This window comes from Actinomadura violacea (assembly GCF_017573465.1).
Lineage (GTDB): Bacteria > Actinomycetota > Actinomycetes > Streptosporangiales > Streptosporangiaceae > Spirillospora > Spirillospora violacea.
Window position 1 is genome coordinate 307514 of sequence record NZ_JAGEPF010000009.1, and the last position, 18327, is coordinate 325840.

Genomic DNA, 18327 nt, shown 5'->3' on the forward strand with positions numbered 1-18327 from the left:
TCGCCACCGAGCCCCCGGATCCGCCCGGATCCGGGGGCTTCGTGCTGCCCGGGTGCACTCGGGCCGGCCTGCCTACTCCTTGGGCGGGGTGTAGGTGAGGCCGAGGGGCGGGGCGATCTCCTGGAGCATCAGCTCGAACATGGGCGCGGCGTCCTCCAGGGCGAAGCTGAGGTGCCCGAACGCCTCGAGGCTGACGCTGCCCTGCAGGCGCACCCAGCATTGGAGGAAGCGCTGGAGGACGCCGAGCGGGAGCGCCACGCCGAGCCGCTCCTCGCGGTAGCGGCGCAGCTGGGGCAGCAGGACGGGGTCGATCTCGTCGTCCGACGGGACGGGGAACGGCTTCTTCTGCCACAGCTCCAGGAACAGCGCCATGAACGTCCAGCCGAACTGCCGGGCGCACCGCTCGGCGAAGTCGGTCTGCTCGTCGGGGTCGAGGCCGCCGATCGGCGCGCCGAACAGCAGCGCGTACTCGCGCGGGTGCCCGAGCGACCAGCGCCGGAACTGCCGGGCGACCGACATGAACTTGCCGCTCATGTCGTCGTGCGGCACCCGCGCGATCGCCGCCTGGAGCTCGGCGGTGAGCTCGGTGTAGATGTCGCCGACGACGTGGCGCAGCAGCTCGGAGTGGCTGTCGTAGTAGCGGTAGAGCGCGGGCGCGGTCATCCCCATCTCGCGGGCGATGGCGCGCAGCGTCACCGCCTCGGGCCCCTGCTCGACCAGGATCCGCCGCGCGGTCTCGGAGATCTCCCGGACCGTCGCCTCGCGCAGCCGGTCACGCCGTGTCGTCACGCTCCGCCCCACTTCCTCCCCGAGGTGGCCGTCACCGGCCGCTCCCGCATGATTCCCCAAAAACACCATTGACGAAAGTGAACGTCATATGCAAAGTTTACAGCGTTCGCTAGTTTACGGCGTTCACCGATGTGACGTGGTGTAACAGGTAGGGGGAACGACGATGTTCGAGCGATGGGGCCGATGGGTGCACCGCCGCCGGCGGTGGGTCCTCGCGGTCGCGGGCGCCGCGCTGGTCTTCGCCGGCGTCTGGGGGACGGGCGTGTTCGGCGCGCTCACCTCGTCCGGCGGCTTCGACACGCCCGGCAGCGAGAGCGCGCGGGCGACGAAGATCGCCGAGCGCGACCTCGGACGCGACCAGGCCGACGTGGTGATCCTCTACAAGGGGCGCCCCGGCATGACGGTGGACGACCCGTCCTACCGCGCGTCCGTGGAGAAGGCGCTGGCCGCGCTGCCGGCGGGCAAGATCGCCGGGACGTCCACGTACTGGACGACCAAGGCGCCGCAGTTCGTCAGCAAGGACCGCACGTCCACCTACGCCGTGCTGCAGCTCGCCGGCAAGGACGAGGGCGCGCGGCAGGACTCCTACGACGCGGTCAAGGACGACCTCACCGGCGTGGGCGGCGGGCTCACCGCCAAGGTGGGCGGCCAGACCGGCACCCAGACCGCGATCAACGAGCGCGTCTCGTCCGACATCGGCCGCGCCGAGGGCATGGCGATGCCGGTGCTGCTGGTGCTGCTGGTGCTGATCTTCGGCGGGCTGGTGTCGGCGAGCCTGCCGCTGCTGGTCGGCGGCCTCGCCATCCTCGGCTCGTTCACCGCGCTGCACCTGCTCACCTACGTCACCGACGTGTCGATCTTCGCGGTGAACATCACCACCTTCCTCGGCCTCGGCCTCGCGATCGACTACGGCCTGTTCATGGTCAGCCGGTTCCGCGAGGAGGTCCGCCGGGACGGCGCCACCACCGAGGACGCGCTCGCCGCGACGATGGCCACCGCCGGCCGCACGGTCGCGGTCTCCGGCGTCACGGTCGCGGTGTCGCTGTCCGGGCTGCTGCTGTTCGACCAGAACTTCCTGGTCTCCATGGGCTACGGCGGCATCGCCACCGTCTTCGTCTGCATGCTCGGCGCGCTGACCGTGCTCCCCGCGCTGCTCGCCGTCCTCGGCACCAAGGTGAACGCGCTGGCCATCCGGCGCCGCCGCAAGGGCGCTCCCGCCGAGGCGCAGAACGGGTCGGACGGCTGGTGGGGCCGGCTCGCGCACAGCGTGATGCGCCGCCCGGTCGTCTACGCCGTCGCCAGCGTCGCGCTGCTGCTCACCCTCGCCGGCCCCTTCCTGCACATCAACTGGGGCGGCATCGACGCCAAGGTGCTGCCGTCCGGCGCCGACGCCCGGGTCGTCGCCGAGACCATGCGGACGCAGTTCCCGAGCAACCCCACCGAGGCGATCCAGACCGTCGTGACCGGTACGTCCGACCGGGCCGCCCTCAAGTCCTACGGGGAGCGGCTCGCGGCGCTGCCCGGCGCGACCGGCGCCACCGTCACCGGCGCGAAGGGCACCACGACCCGGATCGCGGTCACCTACTCCGCGCAGGCCGACTCCGCCGCCGCCCGCGACCTGGTCCACCGCGTCCGGGACGTCCCGGCGCCGCCCGGCGCCCGCGCGTACGTCGGCGGGGGCACCGCCGACGTCGTCGACCAGCTGTCCAGCATCGGCGGGACGCTGCCGTGGCTGGCGCTGCTCGTCGGCGGCGTCACGTTCGCGCTGCTGTTCCTGGCGTTCGGCTCGGTGGTGCTGCCGCTGAAGGCGATCGTGATGAACATGCTGTCGCTGTCGGCGACGTTCGGCGTGGTCGTGCTGATCTTCCAGGACGGGCACCTGTCCGGCCCGCTGGACTTCACCGCGACCGGCGCGATCTCCCCGTCGATGCCGATCCTGATGCTGGCCATGCTGTTCGGCATCTCGATGGACTACGAGGTGTTCCTGCTGTCGCGGGTCCGCGAGCAGTACGACCTGACCGGCTCCAACAGCGCCGCCGTCGCGGCCGGCGTGCAGCGCACCGGCGCCATCATCACCAGCGCCGCGCTGCTGTTCATCGTCGTGATCGGCGCGTTCGCCACGTCCGGCGTCGCGTTCATCAAGATGACCGGGGTCGGGATGGCGGTCGCGATCCTGGTGGACGCGACGGTCGTGCGGGCGCTGCTGGTGCCGGCCGCGATGCGGCTGCTCGGCCGCGCGAACTGGTGGGCGCCCGGCCCGCTGGCCCGGCTGTACGGGCGGTACGGCATCCGCGAGGGCGGCGCCGCCGCGCCGCCGCGGGAGCCGGAGCCGGCCGCCGCGCGCTGAGCACCGGCCGCTCCCCCGCGAGGCCGCGTCCCGCCGTCCGGCGGAGCGCGGCCTCGCGGGGTCTCCCGGGGCGGCCCGGAAGGGCGCGGGAGAAAAGGGCCGCCAAGAATGGCAAAGCGCTTGTGGTCCGCCTCACCCGGCGGGAAACTGAATGCCGTTCGCCCCGGCCCGCGCCGTCCGCGTGACGCGTACCGCGACGGCCCGCGCACGGCGACCTCTCCCGCACGGTTCACGGGTATCCACCCTGGAGGCATCATGCCCACGCTGGCGACCACCGAGACCGAGATCGCCCTCGGCCACCTGGAGCGCCTGACCGAGGAACTGCGCTCGCGCGGCTGGACGGTGGAGATGGCCGCGCCGCCGGACCGCTGGCCCTCCGCGCTCGTCGCCAACCCCGAGATGCGGATGTTCAACGAGAACGTGATCGCCGTGCAGGAACGTTCCGACGGCTCGTGGTCGTACTTCTACGGCTGGGGCGAGCGGATCGCGCCGTGCACCGACCCGTCCGCCGCCGCCTCGATGCTCGTCCGCGTGCTGGCCGTCCGCCGCGACGCCTGACCTGCCGCCCGGCCTCCCGGGCCGCCCGCGGCGAGAACAAACTCACATCCCGGACGGCTCGGAGATCACCGCAGGTCACATAGCATTTCCGTCATGCTCTGGACGCGTTATGCGGCGATCGGCGACTCCTTCACCGAAGGGGTCGGCGACCCCTATGAAGCGGGCGCCGCGGGCGGGGGCTGGCGCGGTTGGGCGGACCGGGCGGCGGCCGAACTCGCCGCCCGGTCGAACGGATCCGGCCCGCACGGGGCCGCCGCGAACGGCTCCGGATCGCCCGGCTTCGGCTACGCCAACCTCGCGATTCGCGGCCGGCTGCTCGACCGGATCGTCGACGAGCAGCTCCCCGCCGCCCTGGACCTGAAGCCCGACCTCGTGTCGGTGTCGGGCGGCGGCAACGACCTGCTGCGCCCCGGCCTGGACATCGACGCCCTCGCCGCCCGGATGGACGAGGCCGTCGCCGCGATCCGCGCCACCGGCGCCGACGCGGTGCTGTTCACCGGCGTCGACCCGGTCGGCTCCCCCGTCATCCGGCGCACCCGCGGGCGCGTCGCCGTCTTCAACGAGCACCTGCGCTCGATCGCGGCGCGCCGCGGCGCGTTCGTCGTCGACCAGTGGTCCATGGACGTCCTGCGCGACTGGCGCTGCTGGAGCGTGGACCGCCTGCACATGTCGCCGGAGGGGCACCGCCGCGTCGCCCTCGCGATGCTGGAGGCGCTCGGCGTGCCGGGCGCGGGCGACTGGCGCGAGCCGGCGCTGGCGCCGCTGCCGGAGCTGGGCCGGGGCGCGCAGCGGCTCGCGAACGCCCGCTGGGCGCGCGGCTACCTCGCCCCGTGGATCGGCCGGCGGCTGCGCGGCCGCTCGTCCGGCGACACGGTCACCGCCAAGCGCCCGACCCTCGCGCCGATCGAGTAGGCCGCGGGCCGTCCGGAGCACAGGCTCAGGCGGACTTGCGGGTGCGGCTCTTCGCCGGCTCCTTCTTCGCGTCCGACTTCGACGAGGTCTTGCCCCCGCGCGAGGCGGTCTTCTTCTGCGCCGGCTTCCGCGACGACGCGGCCGCCTTGCCGCCGCCCCCGCCACCGCCGCGGCTCTTCTTCGCGGCCTCCACGCTGGCGCGCAGCGCGCTCAGCAGGTCCGCCGCCGGCTCCTCCTCGGCCTCCTCCGACGGCCGCGTCACCTCGCGCCCCTCGACCTTCGCGTCGATCACCGCCTGGAGCGCCTCCCGGTAGGCGTCCTTGTACTCGCCCGGGTCGAAGTCGCCCGCCATCGAGTCGATCAGCGACGACGCCATCGACAGCTCCTGCTTGCGGACCTCGATGTCCTCGTCCAGGAACGGGAAGTCGGGCTCGCGCACCTCGTCCGGCCACAGCATCGTCTCCAGGACGAACACGCCGCCGCGGACCCGCAGCGTCGCCAGCGACTCGCGCTGGCGCAGCGCCACCTTCACGATCGCGACCTGGTCGGAGTTCTCCAGCGCGTCGCGCAGCAGCACATACGGCTTGGCGCCCTGCGCGTCCGGCTCCAGGTAGTACGACTTGGCGAAGTAGATCGGGTCGACCTCGGACTCCTCGACGAACTGCAGCACGTCGATGCGGCGGCTCGTCGACAGCGGCAGGTCGGCGAAGTCCTCGTCGGTGAGGATCACCATCTCCCCGCCCGGCAGCTCGAAGCCCTTGGCGATGTCGGAGTACGGCACCTCCTCGCCGTCGACGGAGCAGACCCGCTTGTACCGGATCCGGCCGCCGTCCTCCCGGTGCACCTGGTGGAAGCTGACGTCCCGCTGCTCGGTCGCGGAGTACAGCTTCACCGGGATCGTCACCAGCCCGAACGAGATCGCGCCCTTCCAGATGCTGCGCATGCCGATGTCCTTACCCAGCCCGGTCCGCTCCTCCCCTAGCGTCGCAACCCCGCTCGATTTGCGCCATAACGGGCTCTTGATCCTTTTCTTGGGCGCGGGCATCGGGTAAGACGCGGGTATGACCATGCCATGGCCCGTCGAGCCGATGATGGCCGCCACCGGCGACCTCCCCGACGACGGCGCGCGCTGGGGCCTGGAGCTCAAGTGGGACGGCGTCCGGGTGGTGTCGCAGGTGTCGCCGGACGGGGTCCGCGCGGCCGGCCGGCGCGGCACCGAGGTGACCTCCCGCTACCCCGAGCTGACCGCGCTCGCCGACCTGCTGCCCGACCACGACGTCGTGCTCGACGGCGAGGTCGTCGCGTTCGAGCGGGGCCGGCCGAGCTTCGAGCGCCTCCAGCGCCGGATGCACGTGTCGCGTCCGCACCCCCGGCTGATCCGCGAGGTCCCCGTCCGGTACGTGGTGTTCGACGTGCTGTTCCTGGACGGCCGCGTGCTCTACGACGTCCCCTACGCCGAGCGGCGGGCGCTGCTCGCCGAGCTCGACCTCGCCGGCAGCGGCCCCGTCGAGGTGCCCCCCTACCTGCACGGCGGCGACACCACCCAGGTGGACGAGCTGCTCGCCTTCACCATCGAGGAGCACCTGGAGGGGCTGCTCGCCAAGCGGCTGGACTCCCCGTACCGGCCGGGCCGCCGCGTCGACTTCTGGCGCAAGGTGAAGAACTTCCAGACCCGCGAGGTGGTCGTCTGCGGCTGGAAGCCCGGCCGGGGCCGGCGCGAGGGCGGCGTCGGGTCGCTGCTGCTCGGCGAGTACGACCCGAAGGGCCGGCTCGGGTTCGTCGGGCACGTCGGCACCGGCTTCAGCGACCGCGTCCTCGACGAGCTGTACGAGGCGCTGTGGCCGCTGCGCCGCCCCACCAGCCCGTTCGACGAGCCCGTCCCGCGCGAGCACGCCCGCGACGCGCAGTGGGTTGAGCCGCGCCTCGTCGGGGAGGTCGCCTACAGCGCCCGCACCAGGGACGGCCGCCTCCGCTTCCCGTCCTGGCGCGGGCTGCGCGACGACAAGGACCCCCTGGAGGTCACCAGTGAGCAGTGACGCCCCCGCGCCGGAGCACGCATGGTGAGCGGACGGCAGGTCGAGGTCGACGGGCGCCGGCTCAGCCTGTCCAACCTCGGCAAGAACCTGTACCCGGAGTTCACCAAGGGCGAGATCATCGACTACTACGCGCGGATCGCGCCGGTGATGCTGCCGCACCTGAAGGACCGTCCGGCCACCCGGATCCGCTGGCCGGAGGGCGTGGACGGCGGGAAGTTCTTCGAGAAGAACGCCCCCTCGCACACGCCGGACTGGGTGCGGACCGCGGAGATCCCGACGCCGGGCAGCTCGTCGGGCCGCGAGACGGCGGACTTCGTCGTCGTCGACGACCTGCCGACGCTCGTGTGGTGCGCGAACCTCGCCGCGCTGGAGCTGCACGTCCCGCAGTGGAAGGTCGGGCCGCGCGGCGGCCCGCACGCCCCCGACCTGGTCGTCTTCGACCTGGACCCGGGGCCGCCCGCGACGGTCGTCGAGGCGTGCGAGGTCGCCGCGCTGCTGCGCGACGTGCTCGCCGAGGACGGCTTCGACTCCTACCCCAAGACCAGCGGCAAGAAGGGCCTGCACCTGTACGTGCCGATCAAGGAGCCGAGCGAGGCGGCGCGGACGTCGGAGTACGCCAAGGCCGCCGCGCAGCGCCTGGCGTCCGAGCATCCGGACCTGGTCGTCGCGAAGATGGACAAGCGGCTGCGCAAGGGCAAGGTCTTCGTCGACTGGAGCCAGAACAACCCGGCGAAGACGACCGTCGCGGCCTACTCGCTGCGCGCCGCGGCCCGCCCGTCGGTGTCCACGCCGGTCTCCTGGGACGAGCTCGGCTCCTGCAAGGACGCCGCCGACCTGGTGTTCTCCCCCGACGAGGTGCTCGCCCGCGTCGAGCGGGACGGCGACCTGCTGGAGCCCCTGCTGGACGGGCGCCGGCGGGCCCTCCCGTGACCCCCGCCGGCCCGCGTCCCTGACACGATCTCTCACTTCGCGGGCGCCGTATGTGTCCGAACCGCCACGCTCCGGCGTCGTCTTCCGCCACCATGTGCACGGGGACGCAATGTGAGCGGGGACACACCCCGCGCTGTGCGGAAGGAAGATCAGTTGTCGCAGAACCATCACTACGACGCCGTGGTGCTGGGCGGGGGGACGGCGGGAGAGCTGGTCGCGACCGGCCTCGCCCGCGCCGGGCGCGACGTCGCGCTCGTCGAGAACCGCCTGGTGGGCGGCGAGTCGCGGTACTTCGCGTGCGTCCCGTCCAAGTCGCTGCTGCTGTCGGCGCGGCGCGGCGAGACCTGGGAGATGGCGGTCGCCCGGCGCGACGCCCTCACCGGGCACCGCGCCGACGAGCGGATCGTCGCCGGGATGGCCGAGGAGGGCGTCACCGTCCTGCGCGGCCGCGGCACCGTGACCGCGCCCGGCCGGATCGAGGTGGACGGCGCCGAGCACGGCTTCGGCGACCTCGTGCTGTGCACCGGCAGCGAACCGGTGATCCCGCCCGTCGACGGCCTCGCCGACGTCCCGCTGTGGACGAGCGACGGCGCCCTCGCGGTGCCGGACCTGCCGCGCCGGCTGGTGATCCTCGGCGGCGGCCCGGTCGGCTGCGAGCTGGCGCAGGTGTACGCGGCGTTCGGGTCGCAGGTGGCGGTGGTCGAGGCGTCCGGGCGGCTGCTGACCGCCGAGGCCCCGTTCGCGGGCGAGGTGCTCGCCGACGCGCTCCGCCGGATGGGCGTCGACCTGCGGCTCGGCGCCGCCCTGTCGCAGGTGGAGCGCAAGGAGTCGGGGCTGCGGCTGTGGCTGTCGGACGGCGGCACGCTGGACGCCGACCGGATCCTCGTCGCCGCCGGGCGCCGCCCCCGCGTCGAGGGCCTCGGGCTGGAGACCCTCGGCGTCGCCACGTCCCCGGGCCACGGCGTGCCGGTGGACGAGACGTGCCGGGTGCCGTCCTCGTCCGGCGACGTGTGGGCGGCGGGGGACGTCACCGGCGTCGCCCGGACCACGCACGCCGCCCGCTACCAGGCGCGGCTCGTCCTGGCGAACCTGCTCGGCGAGCACCGTGCGGCCGACTACCGCGCGATCCCCCGGGTCGTGTACACCACGCCCACCGTCTACGCGGTCGGGATCTCCCCGAAGCAGGCCGAGGAACTCGGAATAGACCTGCTCACCGCCGGGTACGACCTCGCCGCGACGGCGCGGGCGGCGGTGGAGGCCGACGAGCGCGGCCGGGTCGAGCTGTACGCCGACCGCTCCCGCGGGCTGCTGATCGGCGCCGCCGCGGCCGGACTCTACGCTGAGGAGTGGATGAGCGAGATCGCGCTGGCCATCCGCGCGGAGACGCCGCTGAGCGTGCTCACCGACGTCGTGCACGCGTTCCCGACCTACGGCGAGTCCGTGGAGGCGCCGCTGCGGGAACTGGCCGGGCGCCTGTGACGGACCTTCCGATGGGCACGTGCGAGGAGGACGCGTGATGAGCGAGACCGACGACCTGGAGCGCGAGCCGCTGCCCGAGGACGCCAACGAGGCCGACACCGCCGAGCAGCGGGCCGATCTCGACGAGGACGCCGAGGAGACGACCGAGTGGGCGGCGCAGCTGCCGATGGACGTCAACGAGGCCGACGCCGCCGAGCAGCACCGCGAGATCCCGCTCGACGACGACGACTACCGGTGAACGGCGGCGACCCCCGGCCCTAGGGGCGCCCGTACGGGCCGCCGGTCCGCGGCGTCCGTCCGGAGGGGCGGGCGCCGCGTCCGGCTGCGGCGGGCCGCCGCCGGAAATACACTGACCTGCGCGCGCGAGGAACGTCGGCGGTCTTTTGTTAGTGACCCACGAGGTTACCGGCGCGTAGACTGGTGGGATTGTTTCCCCGCGACGGACACCCTCTACCGTCGCACGATCTGGTGATCGGAGAGTGTGGTGACGGCTACCCCGGACGCCCGCCCCCGCGGCACGCGACTGCCGCGGCTGGCGCGCCGCAGGCAACTGCTCGGCGCGGCCCAGGAGGTGTTCGTCGCGCAGGGGTACCACGCGGCGGCGATGGACGAGATCGCCGAGCGCGCCGGCGTCAGCAAGCCCGTGCTCTACCAGCACTTCCCGGGCAAGCTGGAGCTGTACCTGGCGCTGCTGGACGAGCACGCCGAGGCGCTGGTGAAGACCGTGCGCGACGCGCTGGAGTCCACCACCGACAACAAGCTGCGCGTGCAGGCGAGCATGCAGGCGTTCTACGACTTCGTCGCCGGCGACGGCGAGGCGTACCGGCTGGTCTTCGAGTCCGACCTGCGCAACGTCGCCCCCGTCCGGGCCCGCGTCGACCGCGCCAACCAGCAGTGCGCCGAGATGATCGCCCAGGTGATCGCCGAGGACACCGGCGCCGCCAGCGACGAGGCGCACCTGCTCGGCATGGGCCTGGTCGGGATGGCCGAGGTCAGCGCCCGGTTCTGGCTGTCGCAGCACCGCGCCATCCCCAAGGACACCGCCGAGAAGATCATCGCCCGCCTCGCCTGGCGCGGCATCTCCGGCTTCCCTGCGCTCTGATTGCATCGCCCTCGGCGGTCAGGCGCTAGAGCGCCTTCCCTTCAACGGGCGCTGCGTGCGATCGCTGCATCGCTCCGGCTCGCCCAGGGGCTCGCTGCGCGATCGGATTCTCGCTTCGCTCGAATCCGGCTTCGCTCGCGATCGCGACGGTTCGGGTCGGCGCGGGGCCGGGGCGGCGGGCTGATGTGGTCGCGTCGGTGATCGTGCGACCATCGTGAGAGACCGCCCGCCGGGCGGGGGTACGGGACGGACGAGGGGAGCAGCGCGTGCAGGTTCGCATCGGCGTGCAGAACGTGCCGAAGGAGATCGTCGTGGAGACCGACCAGTCCGCCGACGAGGTGCAGGAGGCCCTCGCCGGCGCGCTGGCCGAGCCGCGCGGGGTCTTCGTGCTGAAGGACCGGCGCTCGGGGCGGGTCGTCGTCCCGGCCGAGCGGGTCGGCTACCTGGAGATCGCCGAGGACGAGCGGCGCGGCGTGGGGTTCGGCTCCCAGTACGCGTGACGGGCGGGCGCGGCGTGGCTTTGCCGCGACCGTACCCCGCTTGACCAGGTCTTTGTTTCATTCCGGCAGAACGGGCATACCGGTCTGCGACCACGGGCCCGGGAGTGACTGCGGGCCCACCGAAACGGAATGGACTGATCTGACATGCTCTCGACGATCCTCTGGTTCATCATCGTCGGTGCCGTCATCGGGGCCCTGGCACGGCTCCTCGTTCCCGGCCGCAACCCGATCGGGATCCTCCTGACGATCGGGGTGGGCATCGTCGGCGCGATCGTCGGCGGGGTGATCGCCAGCGCGCTCGGCGCCGGCTCGATCATCGCGTTCGTCTTCGCGCTCGTGATCGCCGCGCTCTGCGTCGCCGGGCTCACCTCGGCGAACACCCGCGGCGGCGGGTGGCGGCGCGGCGGCTGGCGCGGCCGGCGCCGCAGCCGCACCTTCTGACCTGATCGGCGACCGGCCCCCGCCCGTCCCGGCGGGGGCCGTCCCGTGCCCGGGTCAGGGGGACGGCGCGGGGACGGGCGCCCCGGCCGCGCGGAAGACGTCCGGCCGGAGGTACCGGCCGAGGCGCCGGTACGGGACGCTGAACGCCCGGTACTCCCGTCCGCACGCCATGCTGTAGCCCATCCGCGACAGCGGCAGGTAGAAGTCGACGCCCTTGCGCGTCGGCATCGCGTGCACCGAGCCGTCCCTGATCAGGCCGGGGCTGACGTCTTCGGCGTCCGGCGGGACGGCGGCGTAGCGCCGCTGGTCCGGGTTCCAGAACGGGCCCTCGCACAGCGAGCCGCCTCCCGGGCCGTAGTCGGTGAGCAGTCGCGTGAAGGCATGGGTGGCGGCGGTGGTGAGCGCGTCGGCGCGGAACATGTCCTGGACGGGGACGGCGCGCCCCGTCCCGAGATCGACCGTCACGACCTGGACCAGCGCGGAGTTCCGGTTCAGGACCGTCCCGTCGAAGCTGTACCGGACGGAGAGCAGTTTCGGGCCGGAGAGCCCGATGTCGTACCGCACATCGCCGGTGAAGGGCTTGGGCGGGTCGCTGGGGCCGGTGAAGGCGGACATGTCCGGGCCTGCCGTCCGCGACCAGGTCTCGGCGGGCTCCCTGATCACCGCGTTGACCTTCGCCTGGAGCGCCGCCGGAAGCCCGCTGACCTGGGGGTACTTCGCCGTCACGTGCGTCGTGGGGTGGTCGGTCGTCCGGGTGAACGAGACGGGCCGGACGTGCAGCGCCTGCGGCGAGGGCCGCGGCTTGGTCCCGGAGTTCGCCGCGTACACGCCGGCGCCACCCGCGGCGACCGCCGCCGCCGCGGCCACCGCCAGCGCGGCCTTGGCTCCGGCCGCCGCGAACAGCCCGCCGCCGGCCGCCGCACCGGCGCCCGCGCCTCCACCGGCCGCGGCCGCTCCGCCCGCCGCGGCACCGCCCGCCGCGGCGCCACCGGCCACCGGCGCCAGCCCCGCCGCGGCCAGCGGGAACAGGGCCGCGAACGCCACCGCCGCACCCGCGAGGGCGCGCACGCCCCGGCTCTCCCAGCCGGGCCCGTACGCCGCGGCGGCCGCCGCCTCCAGCTCGGCGGCGAACGCGGCGGCGCCCGGCGGCCGCTCGTCCGGGGACTTGGCCATTCCCCGCGCGAGCAGGTCGCGCAGCCCCTCGGGGACCCGGTCGACCGGGACGTCGCCGCGCAGATGGCCGCCCATGAGCGCCGCCAGGTCCCCGGAGAACGGCCGCGCACCGGTCACGCACTCGAAGAACACGCAGGTCGCGGCGTACACGTCGGTGGCCGGCGAGGCGGGCCGCCGCTCCCACTGCTCGGGCGCCATGTAGGCGGGCGTCCCGGCCCCGGCGCCGTCCCCGGTGACGGTCGCGACCCCGAAGTCGATCAGCTTGCTCAGCCCGTCCGCCCGGACGACGACGTTGGCGGGCTTGTAGTCGCGGTGCACCACGCCCGCCGCGTGGGCCGCCGCGAGCCCGCGCAGCGAGCCTTTCAGCACGGTGAGCGCCGCCTCCGGCTCCAGCGCGCCGTGCTCGGCCAGGATCCGCCGGAGCGACACCCCGTCCACGGCCTCCATCACCAGCGCGGCCCCGCGCGCGGCGCTGACGAACCGGTAGAGCCGGACGACGTGCGGATCGTCCACCCGCCCGAGCATCACCGCCTCGGCGCGCAGCCGCTCGATCGCCTCGCCGTCGCCGTCCCGGCGGACCAGGTACTTGATCGCGACGGGCGCGCCGACCGCGGCGTGCCGCGCCAGCACCACCCGGCCCTGCGCGCCGGAGCCCAGCTCCCGCACCTCGGTGAAGCCCTCGACGCGCCATGGCGGCGGCTCTGCGGCGGATGATGGCGCGGCGGACGGTTCGGCGGCGGCGGACGGTTCGGTCACGCCCCACAATCTGCGGCACGGCGCGCCGCCCCGGCAACCGGTGATCGTCCGCGGCCGCCGGTGTCCGGATGTGGCCGCGGGGGCGGCGGCGCGCGGCGGTCCGTCCGGGCCCGTTCCACGCTGCGGATCGGCGCTGGCGGGCGGGGATGGAATAGACGAAAACGCGGAAACGTTGGGTCCAGTGATCGGCTATTGGTGTATGCAACTGACGGTCGGTACACTGCGTGGCGGAGTGTGACCGCACGCAGCCACAGCGAGTGACTGCTTTCAACCCCTGACTGCGGTCGCCGAGAAATTTTGATTGACGGCTGGTCCCTCCCGCGCGAGCGCGCGGCCACAGGAAGCGATCGGCGGGCGCGCCAGGACGGCGAAGACCTGCCGGCGGCCACTGTGACCTCGATCGAGAGCGCCCCTGACGGGCCCGCCCACCGGCATCCGGCCGACGTGGGCGCCGAGCCGCGCCGCACCGGGGAGCGAGGACCCCGCATATTGGAGGCTGAAAGCCCTGACTACCTTTCGTGAACTCGGGGTCGTCCCCGAGATAGCAGATGCCCTGCAAGCCGAGGGCATCGTGGAAGCGTTCCCCATCCAGGAGCTCGCCCTGCCGATCGCGCTGGGCGGCCACGACATCATCGGGCAGGCCCGGACCGGCACCGGCAAGACGCTGGCGTTCGGCGCGGCCCTGCTCCAGCGCATCGAGCACGGCGGCAAGAAGCCGCAGGCGCTCGTCGTCGCCCCGACCCGCGAGCTGGCCCTGCAGGTCACCGACGACCTGCTGGTCGCCGGCGGCAAGCTCGGCACCCGCGTGCTGTCGGTGTACGGCGGCCGCGCCTACGAGCCGCAGATCGACGCGCTCCGCGAGGGCGTCGACGTCGTCGTCGGCACCCCCGGACGGCTGCTCGACCTGGTCAAGCAGAAGCACCTGGACCTCTCGCAGGTCGGCGTGCTGGTGCTGGACGAGGCCGACCGCATGCTCGACCTCGGGTTCCTGCCCGACATCGAGCGGATCATCGACCGGATCCCCGCGCAGCGGCAGACGATGATGTTCTCGGCGACCATGCCGGGCGAGATCGTCGCGCTGTCGCGCCGCTACCTGACCCGGCCGACCAACGTGCGGGCCGAGGCGCACGCCGAGTCCGAGACGACGCCGCAGGTCGTCCAGCACGTCTTCCAGGCCCACCAGATGGACAAGCCGGAGATGCTGGCGCGGCTGCTGCAGGCCGAGGGCCGCGGGCTGACGATGATCTTCTGCCAGACCAAGCGGGCCTGCGACCGGGTCGCCGCCGACCTGGTCCAGCGCGGCTTCGACGCCGCCGCCGTGCACGGCGACCTCGGGCAGAGCCAGCGCGAGCGGGCGCTGCGCGCGTTCCGCAGCGGCAAGATCGGCGTGCTGGTCGCCACCGACGTGGCCGCCCGTGGCCTCGACGTCGACGACGTCACGCACGTCGTCAACTACGAGTGCCCCGACAGCGCGGACACCTACGTGCACCGCATCGGCCGCACCGGCCGGGCGGGCAAGGAGGGCGTGTCGGTCACGCTGATCGACTGGTCCGACCTCACCCGGTGGAAGCTGATCAACAGCACCCTCGACCTGCCGTTCGCGGCGCCCGAGGAGACCTACTCCACGTCCCCGCACTTCTTCGCGGCGCTCGGCATCCCCGAGGGCACGAAGGGCACCCTGCCCAAGGAGCAGCGCCACGAGCGCGCCGGGCTGGACGCCGAGGAGCTGGAGGACATCGGCGAGACGGGCAAGGCGCGCAGCACCGCGCGCCGCGACGACCAGGAGCGGGAGCGTCCGCGCCCCCGCCGCCGCAAGCGCGCCCGGACCCGCACCCGCGGGGGCAAGCCGGTCGAGGGCAAGGCGACCGAGAGCGGCGAGGCCGCGGCCGCCGAGGCGCCCGCCGCCGACAACGTCGTCGACGCCGTCGCCACCGAGCGCAAGCGGAGCCGCACCCGGCGCCGCACCCGCGCCGGCAAGCCCGCCGCCGACACCGAGGCCACCCAGACGGCCTGACGACCACGCCGACCGCGAGACACGGCCCGCCCCGTGCTCTCGCGGTTGTCCGTCTCCGGCCGCGCAAAGCGGCCGGTCAGGGGGAAGCGCCGCAGGCCTCAGACGTCGCGATCGCGATCAAGCACCGTCCCGCATGCCGAGGGCGGTCGTCGGATGGTCGGTGACCAGGACCGCGACGCGGGGGTCGCCGAGGAAGCGGCGCATCAGCGGCTCCGCGTTGACCGTCCAGATCATCGCGGGGATCCCGGCGCGGCCGCACTGGCGCAGCACCCCGACCCGGGCGAGCCGGTGGTTCAGCGCGACCATGTCGGCGCCGGCGCGGCGGATCTGCCGCAGCGGCGCCAGATCCCGCGCGACGCCCGGTTCCCACAGGTTGCGGCCCACCGACAGGGCCGTCCGGGTCCGCGGGAACGTCCTCTTGATCTCTACCAGCGAGGACACCTCGCGGGTCGTCACGACGAACCGGCCCGGCCCGAACGCCTCGATCGCGAGCGCGACGGTCTCGTGCTCGCAGCCGCGCTCCTTCAGGTCCAGGTGGCCCTGCGCGCCCGCCGTGGCGATGATCTCCATGGCCTCGTCGACCAGCGGCAGCGGGCGCGGCGACAGCTCCCTGGCCCGCCGGTAGGACAGCCGCGCCAGCGGCACCCCGCCGATCTCCCGGTCGTGGTGGACGACGAGCCGTCCGTCCCCGGTGCGCCGGACGTCGATCTCGACGTACTCGGCCCCCGATCCGACCGCGTCCCGCAGGCCGTCCAGGCCCGCCTCGTCCCGTCGATGCGCCGAGACCGCCGGCTTCGCTCGCACGCTGCGACGCTACCACCGCGGGGTTTCGCGGCGGTGGCCGGCGGATGCCCGGTTGGTATGGTGGCACTCCGTGAGTACGCCCCGGTTCCTGACCCTGCCCCCCGGCGTGAGCCGGACGACCGTCGAGACGTCCCGCGGCCCCTTCGCCGCGCTGGAGGCGCTCCCGGGGTCGCGGGTGCCCGAGCGGTGTCCCGCCCTCCTCGTGCCGGGCCTGACCGGCAGCAAGGAGGACTTCCTCGCGATGCTGCCGACGCTCGCCTCGTCCGGCCGCCGCGTCGTCGCGATCGACATGCGCGGGCAGCACCAGACGCCGGGGCCGGACGACCCGGACGCCTACGGCCGCGCGGCCCTCGGCGACGACCTCGCCGGCCTGCTGGAGGCGCTCGGCCCCGACCCGGTGCACCTGGTCGGGCACTCGTTCGGCGGGCTGGTGGCGCGGGAGGCGGTGCTGGCGGGGCCGGAGCGCCCGGCGTCGCTGACGCTGATGAGCTCCGGGCCGTCCGCCGTCACGGGGAACTCCGCCGACAAGGCGCGCGCGCTGAAGGACGCGATCCCCGAGCTGGGGATGGCCGCGATCTGGAGCATCGGCCTGGAGCCCGACTATGTCGCGGGCGGCGTCCAGGAGGAGATCCTGGCGTTCCTGAAGGACCGGACGCTCGGCAACTCCGAGGCGGGCCTGATCGGGATGTCCCGCGAGATCCTCACCGCGCCCGACCGCGTCGACGAGCTCGCCAAGCACTGCGGCGACACGGGTCTGCGCACCCTCGTCCTGTACGGCGAGGACGACGACGTGTGGGACCCGCGCGTCCAGGCGGAGATGGCGGAGCGGCTGAACGCGGCCCGGGTCGTGATCCCGAGCGCGGCGCACTCCCCCGCCTGGGAGGCGCCGGAGACGACCGCGGCCGCCCTCAGCGACTTCTGGAACCAGGCCGAGCACACCCTGAAGTGACGGTCACGTTCGGCGACGGAAAAGGCACGCACCGGAACCGGCCTGCTCCTACCCTGGGGGCATGCCGGTGGATTACCGAGCCCCGAACATCAACGCGCGCAGCCTCGGGCAGCAGCTGCGGAAGATCCGGGAGCTCCTCGAGCTGTCCTACCCCGACGCGGCCGCCCTGCTCGGCCGCGACGCCGACTGGCTCGCCCGCGTCGAGACGGGCTTCGGCGACGCCACCCCCGAGCAGGTCGGCGCGATGCTCGACGCCTACGGCGCGCCCGACCGGGTCCGCGCGGTCCTGGTCGACCTCGCGGGCCGTCCCGCCGGTCCGCCGTGGCTGGCGCGGCACGTCGGCCGGCTGAAGGCCCTCGTCCGCGACATCTACACCGTCGAGTCGGAGTCCCCGTACGTCCACACGTTCGGCATCGCCCGGATGCCGGAGCTGGTCTGGTGCGAGGAGTACGCCCGCATGGTCTTCGGGCACCGCGCCCCGGGCGTGGATCCCGACGAGGAGTGGGACCTGCTCCGCAACCGCCAGGAGCACCGCGCCGGCGGCGAGCCCCGCACCCTCGACGTGATCATCGACGGCTACATGCTCGACTACTCCGGCCCCCGCCCGGACGTCCTGCACGCCCAGGTCGCGCACCTGCTCGACCTCGCCGCCGGCGCCCGCACGACCGTCCGCGTCGTCCCCATGGGCATCGGCGCCTACCCGGGCCTGCACGGCGCCTTCGACGTCCTGGAGTTCCCCGGCGTCACGGAGCGCATCTCCCTCGTCCACACCGCCCTCGGCATCGACGCCGCCCAGGCCGACCTGTGGGACACCTGGAAACTCGTCGAGGAAAAGGCCCTGCCCCCCGCCCCTTCCCGCACCCTCCTCGAAGAGACCCGCACCACCCTCGCCGAACTCGGCTGAGAGGACGGCACTCGGCGCCGTCATACTCGGGGGATGGGGAAGAGTTATGAGCGTATTGAGGGCAGGTTGCGGGCGTTCATCGAGGCGCAGCGCATCTTCTTCACCGCGACGGCGCCGCTGGACGGGGACGGGACCGTCAACCTGTCGCCGAAGGGGCTGACCGGGTCGTTCGCGGTGCTCGACGAGCTGACGCTGGCCTACCTCGACTTCGCCGGGAGCAACGCCGAGACGATCGCCCACCTGCGGGAGAACGGCCGGATCACGCTGATGTGGTGCGCGTTCGAGGGTCCGCCGAACATCGTGCGGGTGCACGGGCGGGGCGAGCCGGTGTTCCGGGACGACCCGCGCTGGGACGGGCTGATGCGGCATTTCCCGGACATCGACGTGACCGTGCACGGGCTGCGCGCGATCATCGTCGTCAGGGCCGAGAAGATCCGCGACACCTGCGGGTACGCGGTCCCGTTCATGACGTACGAGGAGGACCGCCCGCTGCACGCGTCGCGGTTCGCGCGGGAGGACGACGAGTCGCTCGACGCGTACTTCCACAAGAAGGAGCACGTCGCGACCAGCATCGATGGCCTGCCGGGCCTGCCCCTCCCGCTGCCGCCGCTCCCGCCGAGCGCGTGACCCCGC

Annotated in this window: 18 protein-coding genes; 14 read left to right on the forward strand and 4 right to left on the reverse strand. The window is 73.6% G+C overall.

What is annotated here, in order from left to right:
* Positions 1-72: 72 nt before the first annotated feature.
* A complete protein-coding gene (locus J4709_RS16280) occupies positions 73-789 on the reverse strand; it encodes a TetR/AcrR family transcriptional regulator (RefSeq protein ID WP_208241500.1) in 717 nt (238 codons plus the stop codon).
* Positions 790-952: 163 nt separating this feature from the next.
* Here J4709_RS16280 and J4709_RS16285 point away from each other — a divergent pair, with 163 nt between their 5' ends.
* The 3 genes from J4709_RS16285 (at position 953) to J4709_RS16295 (ending at position 4606) form a co-directional block, all read left to right on the forward strand.
* Positions 953-3136 (forward strand): MMPL family transporter, encoded by a 2184-nt coding sequence (locus J4709_RS16285; protein ID WP_208241502.1) that lies wholly within the window; start codon positions 953-955, stop codon positions 3134-3136.
* A gap of 255 nt (positions 3137-3391) precedes the next feature.
* Complete coding sequence (locus J4709_RS16290) at positions 3392-3694, forward strand: hypothetical protein (protein ID WP_208241504.1); 303 nt, start codon at positions 3392-3394, stop codon at positions 3692-3694.
* A gap of 93 nt (positions 3695-3787) precedes the next feature.
* Positions 3788-4606, forward strand: coding sequence for an SGNH/GDSL hydrolase family protein (locus J4709_RS16295; protein ID WP_208241506.1), 819 nt, complete (start codon positions 3788-3790; stop codon positions 4604-4606).
* A 25-nt stretch (positions 4607-4631) separates the two neighbouring features.
* On the opposite strand, the gene ku is transcribed toward J4709_RS16295, so the two are convergent.
* Positions 4632-5549: a non-homologous end joining protein Ku gene (ku, locus tag J4709_RS16300; RefSeq protein WP_208241508.1), complete on the reverse strand. Its 918-nt coding sequence runs from the start codon at positions 5547-5549 to the stop codon at positions 4632-4634.
* Positions 5550-5667: 118 nt separating this feature from the next.
* Between ku and ligD (J4709_RS16305) the strand changes: the two genes are divergently transcribed.
* The 7 genes from ligD (J4709_RS16305) (at position 5668) to J4709_RS16335 (ending at position 11094) form a co-directional block, all read left to right on the forward strand.
* Positions 5668-6642, forward strand: coding sequence for a non-homologous end-joining DNA ligase (ligD, locus tag J4709_RS16305; RefSeq protein ID WP_173099181.1), 975 nt, complete (start codon positions 5668-5670; stop codon positions 6640-6642).
* Positions 6643-6663: 21 nt separating this feature from the next.
* A complete protein-coding gene (ligD, locus tag J4709_RS16310; protein WP_208241510.1) occupies positions 6664-7572 on the forward strand; it encodes a non-homologous end-joining DNA ligase in 909 nt (302 codons plus the stop codon).
* 153 nt (positions 7573-7725) lie between these two features.
* A complete protein-coding gene (locus tag J4709_RS16315; RefSeq protein ID WP_232383539.1) occupies positions 7726-9051 on the forward strand; it encodes a dihydrolipoyl dehydrogenase family protein in 1326 nt (441 codons plus the stop codon).
* 37 nt (positions 9052-9088) lie between these two features.
* Complete coding sequence (locus J4709_RS16320; protein WP_208241512.1) at positions 9089-9289, forward strand: Rv3202a family protein; 201 nt, start codon at positions 9089-9091, stop codon at positions 9287-9289.
* Positions 9290-9535: 246 nt separating this feature from the next.
* Positions 9536-10153, forward strand: coding sequence for a TetR/AcrR family transcriptional regulator (locus tag J4709_RS16325; RefSeq protein ID WP_208241514.1), 618 nt, complete (start codon positions 9536-9538; stop codon positions 10151-10153).
* A 266-nt stretch (positions 10154-10419) separates the two neighbouring features.
* On the forward strand, positions 10420-10653 hold the full coding sequence (locus J4709_RS16330; RefSeq protein WP_173099177.1) for a DUF3107 domain-containing protein: 234 nt from the start codon (positions 10420-10422) through the stop codon (positions 10651-10653).
* Positions 10654-10797: 144 nt separating this feature from the next.
* On the forward strand, positions 10798-11094 hold the full coding sequence (locus J4709_RS16335) for a GlsB/YeaQ/YmgE family stress response membrane protein (protein ID WP_173099176.1): 297 nt from the start codon (positions 10798-10800) through the stop codon (positions 11092-11094).
* A 54-nt stretch (positions 11095-11148) separates the two neighbouring features.
* Here J4709_RS16335 and J4709_RS53345 read toward each other — a convergent pair whose 3' ends face one another.
* Positions 11149-13023 (reverse strand): serine/threonine-protein kinase, encoded by a 1875-nt coding sequence (locus J4709_RS53345; protein ID WP_307801291.1) that lies wholly within the window; start codon positions 13021-13023, stop codon positions 11149-11151.
* Positions 13024-13594: 571 nt separating this feature from the next.
* Between J4709_RS53345 and J4709_RS16345 the strand changes: the two genes are divergently transcribed.
* On the forward strand, positions 13595-15037 hold the full coding sequence (locus J4709_RS16345; RefSeq protein WP_307801292.1) for a DEAD/DEAH box helicase: 1443 nt from the start codon (positions 13595-13597) through the stop codon (positions 15035-15037).
* A 117-nt stretch (positions 15038-15154) separates the two neighbouring features.
* Here J4709_RS16345 and J4709_RS16350 read toward each other — a convergent pair whose 3' ends face one another.
* Positions 15155-15841 (reverse strand): glycerophosphodiester phosphodiesterase, encoded by a 687-nt coding sequence (locus J4709_RS16350; RefSeq protein WP_208241515.1) that lies wholly within the window; start codon positions 15839-15841, stop codon positions 15155-15157.
* Positions 15842-15911: 70 nt separating this feature from the next.
* Here J4709_RS16350 and J4709_RS16355 point away from each other — a divergent pair, with 70 nt between their 5' ends.
* From J4709_RS16355 to J4709_RS16365, 3 genes are all read left to right on the forward strand, one after another.
* The gene (locus tag J4709_RS16355) at positions 15912-16790 is read left to right on the forward strand and encodes an alpha/beta fold hydrolase (protein WP_208241516.1); all 879 of its coding nucleotides are present in this window, start codon (positions 15912-15914) and stop codon (positions 16788-16790) included.
* A gap of 61 nt (positions 16791-16851) precedes the next feature.
* Positions 16852-17694: a helix-turn-helix domain-containing protein gene (locus J4709_RS16360; protein ID WP_208241517.1), complete on the forward strand. Its 843-nt coding sequence runs from the start codon at positions 16852-16854 to the stop codon at positions 17692-17694.
* A gap of 33 nt (positions 17695-17727) precedes the next feature.
* Positions 17728-18321: a pyridoxamine 5'-phosphate oxidase family protein gene (locus J4709_RS16365; RefSeq protein WP_208241518.1), complete on the forward strand. Its 594-nt coding sequence runs from the start codon at positions 17728-17730 to the stop codon at positions 18319-18321.
* Positions 18322-18327 lie beyond the last annotated feature (6 nt).